The organism is Prevotella herbatica, assembly GCF_017347605.1.
GTDB lineage: Bacteria > Bacteroidota > Bacteroidia > Bacteroidales > Bacteroidaceae > Prevotella > Prevotella herbatica.
Map to the genome: position 1 here is coordinate 2,493,931 of NZ_AP024484.1, position 12,332 is coordinate 2,506,262.

The following is a 12,332-nucleotide window of genomic DNA, read 5'->3' on the forward strand; positions in this document are numbered from 1 at the left end:
AAGATAGGCTTTTTATTTCAAAGATTAAAATAATTTTTCATTAATTGATTGTTTTCTTTCAGAAATTGCATAATTCTGCGTTTAAAAATGTTAATGTTTCTATTGGACTGCGTGTTGTTTGCTTTGGAACAAGGTGGTTTATATGTAAAAATGTCGAAACTCATTATTGGCTTTTGTAAATAACGTGATAAAAATAGAGGCTGTTGTTATTGAACATTTATGAGAGTGTTCTTGATGGTTATGCGTTTCGTTATCAGCAAATATTTTGGTTGTATTTACATTAAATAGTATTACATAATTAGTAATTAAATTAGTATGAGACATCTTAGAATGATATACGATATGAAAGTTATTGTTTTATATTGAAATAAAATAAGTACGCGCTATGAATAATGAATAAAAACTTCCTTATTTATTTTGTTCTTCCCTCATCTTAATGTATCTTTGCATTATAATGTTAGCTCCAAGCAAGTTTTCGCCATTGGATTCATTTTGACTAAAAAACTGAAAGTATGAAAAAGACATTTTTAATAATTGTATTAATATTACTAATACCTTTGGTAACTATAGCTGATAGTTATACATCTTTGTGGAAAAAATATATGTATAATATTGATAATGGTCATCCACAGACTGCATCTGTTGTGCTTAACAAAATTATTTCAAAGGCTACTGTCGAAAAAAAGTACGGTGAAGTCGTCAAGGCTGAATTTGAAATGTGCAGGAATAAAATAGAAATTTCTGATGACTCTCTGGATGTTGTTATTGCTGGTCTGAAGCAGAAAGCAAAAAGAGCTGAAAAAACGAATATAGCGATTGCTTCAATATACTATAGTGTGCTTGGAACGGTGTATGAAAATCAATTCAGCGATAATCAAGATTCTTTAGTTGAAGCAAAAAAATATTTTAGGGAATCGTTAGCACATCCTGAAATATTGGCAAATGAGCAGGCAAAGAACTATGAGCCTCTGATGATTGAGGGAAGTGATAGCCGTATATTTTATAATGATCTTCTGCATGTTATTGGAATTGCTGCTAAAGACTATAAAACTCTCTATGATTGGTATCTTTATCATAACAACAGAAGTGCTACATGTCTTTGTGCATATTATATGAACAAAAGGGATGCTGACGATGATTGCACAGAAATGAGTAAGTCAGCATGTCTTCAAAAGATAGACTCTTTGATAGATGTTTATCAAGATTTAGAAGTTGCTGGTGAATTAGCAATAGAGCATTTCAACTTTATGGACAAGGCTACTGACGCGACTGTAGCGGAAAAAATTGATTATATCAATTTTGCGTTGAGCAAATGGGGAAAATGGAAAAGAATGAATATCCTTAGAAATGCATATAGCAGACTCACTTTACCTAGTTATCTTGTAGATTTAGGGAGTCTCGTTCAAATACCAAACACTGAAAGAACCGTTGAAATACGACAAATTACTAATGTTGCTGCTATTACAATGACAGTCACAAAGCTTAAAACAAAAGAGGCTTTGAAGATTGATGTGTCTAATAATGATGGTTATTCCAAAATAGCAAAGATGCTTATGCGAGAAACTGGTGTTTCTGTGACGCATCGATATATAGGCATACCTAATTACAAAGTGAGCTGTGACTCGATGAAGATGCCAAAACTTGATAAGGGTGTTTACCTAGTCGAGTTTACTACGGATAATAAGGATATACGACCTGAAAGAATGTTATTGCATGTTTCAGATATGTATGCACTTACTGAAGGATTACCTGATGATAATTTGAGATTTGTTGCTGTCAGTGCTACAACCGGACAGCCTATTCCTGGTGCTAAGATAAAACTCACGGAAGAATCATGGAGTGAAAGTCGTAAAAAAAATAAAATATTGACAACACTGGTTGCTGACAAGCATGGTGAAGCAATGTTCCACTATGTAGTTGGAAGGACTCAACTGAAGCTGTATGTTTATACAGACCAAGATAGGTTCTGCCCAGAAACATCTACAAACTCAGGCTATTACTATTACGATGGAAAGGAATATGGCAAGCGTGAAGATGTTGTGGATTTGTTTACAGACAGGAGTTTATATCGTCCAGGACAAACCGTAAACGTGAATGCGATAGCTTATTCTGTGGAACATCATAAAGACAAGACTTCAGTAAATGCAGGGAAGGAAATTACTCTGAAATTACGCGATGTGAATTACAAGGTTGTTAAAGAGTTAAGTGTCACAACAGATGAATATGGTAGTGCTTCTGCTAAGTTTGAACTTCCAAAGACTGGGCGTACAGGTTCTTTTTCAATATCAACAGAAAAAGGAAGTGTATATTTTAGAGTAGAGGAGTATAAGCGTCCAACTTTCAAAGTAGAATTTTATAATCTTAATACGGCATATAACAGTGGCGATACTGTTAAGTTTGTAGGCACAGCCAAAAGTTATGCCGGTGTCCCTGTTCAGAATGCCAATGTCAAATATACTGTTACACGTCGTCCAAACAGACTTTGGTGGAGATTTAGTGCAGACGATGACGTGGTAGTTGCAAAAGATACTATAAAAACTGACGCTATAGGAAAGTTTGAAATTCCTGTAAAACTTGCTCTTCCTGAAAGCAAGAGCGATATTCCACGATATTATACATATAATGTCAATGTTCAGGTTACTGATTTGGCAGGTGAAACTCATGAGGCAGAAACTTCAATACCTTTGAGCAACAGAAATACCGTCTTTAATATTGATTTGCCACAGCGCATAGAGCGTGATAGTTTGAAGACGATAACTTTTGATTACAGTAATATAGCAGGAGATAAAGTAGACGGAAAAGTATACTATAAAGTAGACGGAAAACCATATACAGCAAAGACAAATGTTGCAACAGACATTACTGCAATGAATTTAAAGAGCGGTGCTCATGAACTTGAGGCTATATGTAATGGCGATACCATTATGAGAAACTTTACTGTGTTCTCAATGAAAGACAAAAGACTTGCTGAACCTACGCGTGATTGGTTTTATGTAAGCGATATGCATTTCCGCAATGATGATAAACCAATTTATGTTCAGCTGGGAACGTCAGATGATAATGTGTATGTTGTATATTCAATTATTGCAGGCGACAAAGTCATTGATAACGGAACTTTAGAAATGTCTGCCAATGAAGTGTATACACGTGCTTTTAAATACAAGGAAGAGTATGGTGATGGTATAACTGTTGATTATGCTTGGGTGAAAGATGGTAAGATCTTTCAACACTCTGCAAATATAAACAGAGCATTGCCTGATATGAAACTCAATGTTAAGTGGACAACATTTCGTGACAGATTGACTCCCGGACAGAAGGAAACATGGATGTTGTCTGTAACAAATGAAAAAGGAAAAGCTGCTAAAGCACAGCTTATGGCAACAATGTATGATGTTAGTCTGGACGCAATACACTCACATGATTGGAACTTTGAAGTAAGATTAAATAGATTTGTTGCTGCCCTCTCATGGCGTGGTACAATATTCGAAAATAGTTCGCTTTATGGTGAGATGCCAATTAAATATTTAAATCAGTACGATTTGGACTTTACACACATGGATGATTTAAGTATGGATGGTTCTGGTGGAGGTCGCTTTTCAACAAATACTGTCATGATTAGGGGCACTAGATCCGTTAAAAGAGTTGGTATTGTTGGGTCTGTATCAGCTTATGAAGGTAAGTTTGATAGGGATGTAACGGCTTCGTTTAATGATATAGCATTAGCGAAATCTCCTAAACTAGCTATTGGTAGTACAACTAATAAGAAAACAAATAATGATTATGTGCGAGAGAACCTAAATGAGACAGCTTTTTTCTATCCAGCACTTCAAACAGATAAAAATGGAAACGTGGCATTGTCGTTTACTTTGCCAGAAAGTGTTACGACTTGGAAGTTTATGGGGCTTGCTCATGACAAGAGTATGAACAGTGGCATGATTACTGCTGAGGCTGTTGCAAAGAAAAACTTGATGATAATGCCTAATGTTCCTCGTTTTGTGAGAATGGGCGATAATGCCACAATCGCTGCTCGCGTGATAAATACCACTGACAAAAAACAGATAGCAAAGGCATATATGACAATTATTGACCCTGAGACAGAAAAGGTCTTGCTTGAAAATCATGTGCCTGTAACAATAGAACCTAATGGGAGTAGTAATGTGAACTTTAAGTTATCTCCATCTGAAATTAAGATTAATGATATAACGTCTCCGCTCATTTGTAGAATGACGATTGAAGGCAAAAACTTTAGTGATGCTGAACAGCACTATCTCCCGATACTCTCTGACAAAGAGCATGTTATTACAACCATAGCTTTTAGCCAGAATGTACCTGGTACATATAAACTTGATATAGACAAGCTGTTCCCTGTAAAAGAGAATAACAATAAGTTGACGCTGGCATACACAAACAATCCTGCATGGATGATGATAGAGGCTATGCCATCTGTAGCTAAATCTAATGTAAAGAATGCCATGAGTTTGGCGGCAAAGTATTATACTAATAGTATTTCTGCCTATTTGCTTAAAAATATAGGAAACACAGATTCTTTAAACTTGTTGAATACATATAAAGAAGATGCGCTTTATGCAATGAGACAGTTGCAGAATGGTGATGGCTCTTATAGCTGGTGGCCTGGTATGCACGGAAGTTTATATATGACAGTTGGCGTGACAGAAATGTTGCAACGACTTAACGTGATGATAGGTGAACAGAATGCAACTAGCAGTATGATAAATCAAAGTATGAAATATCTATCAGATAAGGTTGCTGAAAATGTTACTGATTTGAAGAAACTAGAGAAACAGGGAGTAAAGAGCCTGTTGCCTGATGAGACTTCAATACGATATTTATATCTATGTGCATTGAGAAATAGCGGACTTGATAATCCAAATAGCAAGTATTTACTGAAGCTCCTAGAGAAGCGTGATAATGCTTTTACTATATATGGTAAGGCTATGATGTCTGTAATATTTGCAAGATGTGGAAATATGGAACTTGCAAATCAATATCTGACTAGTATAAAAGAATATTCTGTTTACACAGATGAAATGGGACGTTACTTTGATACTAGAAGAGCTGGATATTCTTGGTTTGACTATAGGATTCCTACAGAGGTTGCTGCGATAGAAGCTTTAAAACTTGTTTCACCAAATGACAAGCAGACTATCGCAGAGATGCAGAGATGGCTTTTGCAGAGTAAACGTACACAGAATTGGGATACACCTATTAACTGTGTTAATGCTGTTTATGCATTCCTTCAAGGAGAGACTCGTGAGAGTATTACTGGATATGGTGATAATACAGTTTTGAAACTTAATGGAGAGAAGCTAAAGACGACCGAACCTACCTCCGGAAGAAATGTTGTTAAGGCAGAGGTCATTGGTAAGCATTTCGGAACTTTAACAGCGGAAAAGAGTTCTTCAAATATCAGTTGGGGAGCTGTCTATGCTGAATTTGACCAGAAAGTTTCTGATATAGAGAGTAATTCTACGTCTCTTTCTGTAAAGCGTGAACTTGTTGATGTAACTGGTGCGGTGATAAAAGATAATAAAAATCTGAAAGTAGGTGATAAGATTACTGTTAGACTCACCATAAAAGCCAACCGTGACTACGACTTTGTTGATGTTCAGGATAAGCGTGCTGCATGCATGGAACCTGTAGACCAGACAAGCGGATATGGTTGGGGATATTATTATGCGCCTGGCGATGATGCAACAAATTATTATTTTGATCGTTTATCTAAAGGTACTCACGTTGTTGAGACTGAATATTACATAGATCGCGAAGGCGAGTATATGAGTGGCACATGTACAGCACGTTGCACATACAGTACTGAGTTCAGTGGTCGTGATAAGGCAATGAAATTAAACATTAAAGATGAAAAATAAAATAATTATAAGTACGATGTTTCTGTTGGCGGCGTTAGATGTAAATGCCCAGAAAATATCAGTTGAAAATAATGTTATTAATGTTGGTCAGGTGCTATATAGAGTACCTGTGAAGGCTGAATTTAAGTTGAAAAACAAGGGATTGCGTTCTTTGCATATACAGGATGTAGAAACATCTTGTGGTTGCACCACTGCAGATTATCCTAAGACTGTAGGAGGTGGAAATGAATTTGCAATTTCTGGAGAGTACAATGCCGAGACATTGGGACACTTCCAAAAGATGCTATGTGTGTATAGTAATGGCAGCAAAAAGCCTGTAGTCTTGACAATAAAAGGTGTTGTGGTTAGTGAGTTGAGGAGTTTCTCTGGTGAGTATTCTTATACATTGGGCAATCTTAAAACCGATGTTCATAATGTGGAGTTTGATAATGTAAATATAGGAGATAATCCAAAACAAAAAATCTATATACTAAACACTTCAGAAGAAACCGCAGAGCCTGTATTCATGCATTTGCCAAATTACCTTGAGGTAGAGATGTACCCTGCAAAGATAGCACCACATCATACTGGCGTAGCTGTGTTATCTCTTGATTCAAAAAAATTGCACGATTTAGGATTGAACCAAACTGATATTTATTTGGGATTTGCTCCTGGTGACAAAGTTGCTGACGAGAAGATGATAACAGTATCTTCTGTGGTGCTTCCCGCTTTCCAAAATCTTACAGCCAAAGAAGTTGCAGATGCTCCTAAAATTAAACTCTCCACAGATTTATTAGACTTGGGAAGCTTTAATGGAAAGAATAAACTTAAAGGCGATATCGAAATTAAAAATGAAGGTAAATCGGTGTTGGAAATAAGAAATTTGCAGATGTTCACTATGGGACTGGACGTTTCTTTGAACAAGACTAAGATAGAACCGGGACAGAGTGCCAAACTGAAAATCACGGCTTATGCAGAACAGATTAAGAACATAAGGAGTAAGCCTCGTGTTCTGATGATTACCAATGACCCAAGTATGGGTAAGGTGACAATTGAGATTAAAGTAAAAAAATAAGGTAGATGCTTCAAATTGAGATAGACAATGGTAGTGGTTTTTGCTTTGGTGTCACTACTGCAATAAAAAAGGCAGAGGAAGAGCTTGCTAATGGCGAGACCTTGTACTGTCTTGGAGATATTGTTCATAATGGTATGGAGGTTAAGCGACTTCATGAACATGGTTTGGTAACAATTGATCATGATCAGTTGGCTGAATTGCACAATGTAAAGGTATTGCTTAGGGCTCATGGCGAACCACCAAAGACTTACGAAATTGCAAAGCGTAATAATATCGAGATTATAGATGCTACATGTCCTGTTGTGCTGCAACTACAGAAAAGAATAAAAAAGCAATATGAAAATCATGATGTTAAATCTACTGACAACAGGCAGATCGTAATATTTGGCAAGAATGGCCATGCTGAGGTGCTTGGACTTGTCGGTCAGACGCATAGTGAAGCTATTGTTATAGAAAAGTTTGATGACGTGAAGAAGTTAGATTTCAATCGTGATATCTATCTTTATTCGCAGACAACAAAGAGCCTTGATGAATTTCATAATATAATTCAGTATATACAAACACATATATCAAAGAATTCTACGTTTAAGAGCTTTGATACTATATGTCGTCAGGTTGCAAACAGAATGCCGAATATAGCTCTTTTCGCAGGTAAGCATGATGTTGTGCTATTTGTTGCAGGAAGAAAAAGTTCAAATGGGAAAGTTCTATTCAAGGAATGTCAGATAGTTAATGGTAAGAGTCATCAGATAGAAAGTCCGGACGAAATAGATATGGCATGGTTTGATGGTGTATCATCAGTTGGTATATGTGGAGCTACGAGTACTCCGAAGTGGCTTATGGAAGAATGCCGTGACTATATATTGAGGAGACGGGCAAAATAAAAACAAGAAGGGCATCTTTTCTCACGAAAAAATGCCCAATAAAAAACAGTAATTAACTCAAAATTTATAATCTTAATTGAATCTATTACGCTTTTTTCGTCAATATACCGGAGTGTAAAAAAACCGGTACGTCGAAATTAACATAAACAAAAACTTAATTATTATTAGTATCGCGCTTGATACTTTTCTTTGATTGCAAAGATAATAATAATTTTTCTATCTTTCAAATTTTGTTCAACGAATAGGCTGTTTTTTTCAGCAAAAACTTAATTGCGTTATGCTAATTGTCCATACTGATAAATCATTGGATTTTTTTGCATGCATCAGTGAATTTCTGCATCAGCCACTCACTCTGTTCGGCAATAGTCATATTGCTATTGTCTAATTCTATTGCATCGTTAGCCTTTCGTAATGGACTAACTTCTCTATGACTGTCAATATAGTCGCGTTCTTTTACATTTTCAAAAATGTCGTCAAAGTCAGCAGGCATTCCCTTTTCATTTAATTCGTCAAATCTACGTTTTGCACGAACTTCAGGTGAAGCAGTAACAAAAATCTTTAGTTCGGCTTCAGGGAAAACCGTTGTACCAATATCACGACCGTCCATAACCAAACCTTTGTCTTTGCCCATGCGTTGTTGCTGTGCCACCATAGCCTCACGTACAAAAGGTATTGTCGCAATATTACTTACGTGACTGCTAACTTCAAGAGTGCGGATTTCTTTCTCAACAAGTTCGCCATTCAGATATGTATCAGGACGTCCAGTCTCATTATTGAATACAAATGAAATTTGGATATCTTTCATTCTTTTTTCCAACTCAGTGGTCTTTACAGAACCGTCTTTGCTGAAAAGATTATTCTGCATTGCAAATAATGTTACAGAACGATACATTGCGCCGGTGTCGACGTATACATAACCTATTTTTTTGGCCAGATCCTTAGCCATGGTACTCTTACCACAAGATGAGAATCCGTCAATAGCGATAGTTATTTTCTTCATAAAGAGTATGCTATATTTATTATTAATGAATTACTACTGATATGATATTTGCCGTAAGCGATATTCAGTTTGAAACGTTCTAGATTTATACCTCCACCTAAAGAAAAACCAGCTCCGTGACTGCTTCCCTCATTATTGGTGTCTGTAATCTTCATTTCGTTTGCGCGTCTGAAATTATATCCTGCACCAACCCAAATGTTTGGTGAAAGCATTACGTCTAATCCTGCGACAATATGATTTATAAACTTATAATCCCATTTTGTAAGATCACCCATCGTTACTGAAACTCTGAATGGGGTGTTGGTGAGCTTCTTGCTTACTCCAGCCTGCAAGTCAAATGGCATTTTCTCAAAGTTATCATTATATGCTTTAAGTTGTCCGCCAAGGTTCTTGGCGACAAGAGACAAAGACCATTCATAGTTCGGATCATAATAGTTGATGCCGAGGTCTACACCCATTGCTATAGAATTGTAGTTACCAATATACGATGTGATAAATTTTGTTGTGATTCCGGCTGCAAGTCTATCTGTAAGAAGATATGAAAAATAAGCTCCGAGAGAAATATCTTTTGCGGTGAAGTCACCATTCTGTACATTATTCTCGTCAACCTCCTTCATCGAACCATAATCAATATATTGTGCAGAAACAGCCCAAGATGCACGTTCCTTCACTATTCTGTTGAAAGCGGCGCTTGCTGTGTTGACACCTTGCATATAGTTCATATAATTTAGGTTGATGGTTTTGTCACTTACACTTGATAATAAAGCTGGATTATTGAAAATCATAGACTCATCGTCTTCAATTATCGTGATATTGTCACCACCTAAAGCTGCAGCATGAGCACTTGCTGGAAGACGCAGAAAGTTGTATCCGGTCTGGCTTTCCTGTGATATTGCTGAAACACAAAAAAGGGCCATAATAAGTACACATGCCGTTTTTTTCATTTATTTTTCCTAATTATTTCGCAAAGATAATGCTTTTTTCAAATATAAGCATTACTTTTGCGTCACAAAGTTATAACGCTATTTGAAAAGATATATTTTCTAAAAAGTGGAAATAAAGAAAACACATAGTGCTGATATCGCAAACAAGTTGGCTGCTAATTTCCTGCTTGTACTAATACTTTTTTTGCTATGATATATTTGGCTTAAAATACTCTTTATGCCTTCCTGATATAGCAATAATGATGAAATTCTTGATGGTATAAGTTATTATATAGATATGACGCATGAATGTAAACTCGGAATAGAAAGAACAAACCTTGTTGTACAATGTTTGCTATACCGTTAAACTTTAAATTATAATATGACCGCAGACGAGATTTTAGTTAAGGTTAATGAATTTTTAGATAACCTTAGATATGACAGAAAGCCTAATGGCTTGTATGATCCCATAAAATATGTATTGTCTATGGGTGGTAAGCGTATACGTCCAACGCTAATGTTATTGGCATATAATCTTTATAGGGATGACCCTGAGAGTATTTTGATGCCAGCGTGTGCTTTAGAAACATACCATAACTATACACTCTTGCATGATGACTTGATGGATAATGCCGACGTGCGAAGAGGCAAAACAACGGTCCACAAAAAATGGGATCCCAATACTGCTATTCTTAGTGGTGATTCAATGTTGGTACTAGCCTATGAACGCATGACTAAATGTGGTAACAAGTATCTTAAGGACGTATTGGATGTGTTCACAGAAACAGCTTTGGAAATTGGTGAAGGACAGCAATATGATATGGATTTTGAAACCCGTAACGATGTTACTGAAGACGAATATGTTGAAATGATTCGTCTTAAGACTAGCGTATTGTTAGCTTGTGCCATGAAAATTGGTGGAATCCTTGCTGATGCTCCAAAAGAAGATCAGGAAAATCTATATAAATTTGGTGAACTAATTGGACTTGCATTCCAACTTCAGGATGATTATCTTGATGTATATGGAGATACTAAGTTATTCGGAAAGAATATCGGTGGAGATATTACAAGTAATAAAAAGACATACATGCTTATCAATGCATTCAATATGGCCAATGACGTTCAGAGAAAAGAACTTGATTCTTTGATTGGAGCAGAAGAGTTTGATAGAGATGAAAAGATTGCATCGGTTACAAGATTGTATAATGAAATCGGTATAGATAAGTTGGCTCTTAAGAAGATAGAATATTATTTTGAGCAGAGCCGTAAATATCTTGATGCAGTAAATGTCGATAATTCAAGAAAATCAGAATTGGCACTCTATGCACAGAAAATGATGGAACGTAAGTATTAACAATGATTTCTTTTACAGATACACATACTCATTTAGATGGAGAGGAGTTCGCTAACGATCTCCCTGATGTTATTCAGCGTGCAAAGGATGCTGGTGTGGCAAGAGTGCTCATTCCTGCAATTGACTTGAATAATGTTGATTCTGTAGTGAAATTATGTCATAGCTATTCTGGCTATGCCTATCCAATGATTGGACTGCATCCTGAAGAAGTGAAAGCTGATTGGGACAGCGTGCTTCATGAAATAAAAAAAATATTGAATTCCAATACTGATTTCATTGCTATTGGTGAAGTCGGATTGGACTATTACTGGAGCCGTGAGTTTGAAAAAGAACAACTGATGGCTTTTGAAGAACAAGTGAAATGGGCGGTACAAACACAGTTGCCATTGATGATTCATTGTCGAAAAGGACAGAACGAGATGGTGACGATACTTAAGAAGTATGAAAATGATCTGCCTGGTGGCGTATTTCATTGTTTTACTGGCAATCAAAAAGAAGCAGAACAGTTACTGCAATTCGATAAGTTTGTACTTGGAGTAGGAGGTGTACTTACATTTAAAAGCAGCCATCTAAGAGAAGATCTTCCAGCTGTTGTTCCACTAGAACGTATCGTGCTTGAAACAGATAGTCCTTATATGACACCAGTTCCACATCGTGGTGAGCGCAATGAGAGTTCTTATGTAAAATTAGTTCTGGAAAAGTTGGCAGAAGTATATGGCGTTTCTGAAGAAACTGTAGCCGAAATAACAGAAAATAGCGTGAGAAGAATATTCCCCAAAATATAAATAATGATAGCAAGTATAAAAGGTATTGTAACTTTTTGCTTTAATATTATCTTTCATATCCCAACAAGTATTGGTACGATTGACCGTGTCTCAGAGAATTAATGTTCTCACAAATTGTTGAAAACAGAGTTCTTTGGCAATAGTTTAGATGAACCAACTTGTGATTAATCTTCAATAGTTGAAATAGTTATTCATGTCTTGTACATCCAATTTACTATTATGTTTGTGTGACTTCTTTAGGCGTAGTTTATTAAGCTATAGACGAAAAAACAAAATGTAGACAGAATAAATGTTATTGAAGAGTGTATCAAAAAAAGCGTATAGAAATACCAAAATGAGTGCGATAACTGATATAAAACAAACATTACGTCAGACGAAAGCCTATAAAATTAACTATTCGTTAGTTTAAACAAAATAAATGTTATTCTTAAAAAGAATTACAGT

7 protein-coding genes are annotated in these 12,332 nt (G+C 36.0%); 5 read left to right on the plus strand and 2 right to left on the minus strand.

The annotated features are described in order from the left end of the window. Positions 1 to 512: 512 nt before the first annotated feature. The 3 genes from prwr041_RS09260 to prwr041_RS09270 are packed head-to-tail and all read left to right on the plus strand — an operon-like array spanning position 513 to position 7,826. Positions 513 to 5,888, plus strand: coding sequence for an alpha-2-macroglobulin family protein (locus prwr041_RS09260; protein ID WP_207153520.1), 5,376 nt, complete (start codon positions 513 to 515; stop codon positions 5,886 to 5,888). Then, positions 5,878 to 6,942 carry a DUF1573 domain-containing protein gene (locus tag prwr041_RS09265; RefSeq protein WP_207153521.1) on the plus strand — a complete coding sequence of 355 codons (1,065 nt, stop codon included), beginning with the start codon at positions 5,878 to 5,880 and terminating at the stop codon, positions 6,940 to 6,942. The genes prwr041_RS09260 and prwr041_RS09265 overlap by 11 nt, the downstream gene beginning before the upstream one ends. 5 nt (positions 6,943 to 6,947) lie before the next feature. Continuing rightward, positions 6,948 to 7,826: a 4-hydroxy-3-methylbut-2-enyl diphosphate reductase gene (locus prwr041_RS09270; RefSeq protein WP_207153522.1), complete on the plus strand. Its 879-nt coding sequence runs from the start codon at positions 6,948 to 6,950 to the stop codon at positions 7,824 to 7,826. 301 nt (positions 7,827 to 8,127) lie between these two features. Here prwr041_RS09270 and cmk read toward each other — a convergent pair whose 3' ends face one another. Together cmk and porQ are read right to left on the minus strand one after the other, a co-directional pair. Then, positions 8,128 to 8,826, minus strand: coding sequence for a (d)CMP kinase (gene cmk, locus prwr041_RS09275; protein WP_207153523.1), 699 nt, complete (start codon positions 8,824 to 8,826; stop codon positions 8,128 to 8,130). Continuing rightward, positions 8,823 to 9,770 carry a type IX secretion system protein PorQ gene (porQ, locus tag prwr041_RS09280; RefSeq protein ID WP_207153524.1) on the minus strand — a complete coding sequence of 316 codons (948 nt, stop codon included), beginning with the start codon at positions 9,768 to 9,770 and terminating at the stop codon, positions 8,823 to 8,825. The genes cmk and porQ overlap by 4 nt, the downstream gene beginning before the upstream one ends. Before the next feature lie 361 nt (positions 9,771 to 10,131). Between porQ and prwr041_RS09285 the strand changes: the two genes are divergently transcribed. Further along, positions 10,132 to 11,103: a polyprenyl synthetase family protein gene (locus tag prwr041_RS09285; protein ID WP_207153525.1), complete on the plus strand. Its 972-nt coding sequence runs from the start codon at positions 10,132 to 10,134 to the stop codon at positions 11,101 to 11,103. 5 nt (positions 11,104 to 11,108) lie between these two features. Continuing rightward, positions 11,109 to 11,888 (plus strand): TatD family hydrolase, encoded by a 780-nt coding sequence (locus tag prwr041_RS09290; RefSeq protein WP_207155640.1) that lies wholly within the window; start codon positions 11,109 to 11,111, stop codon positions 11,886 to 11,888. The last annotated feature ends 444 nt before the right edge of the window (positions 11,889 to 12,332 follow it).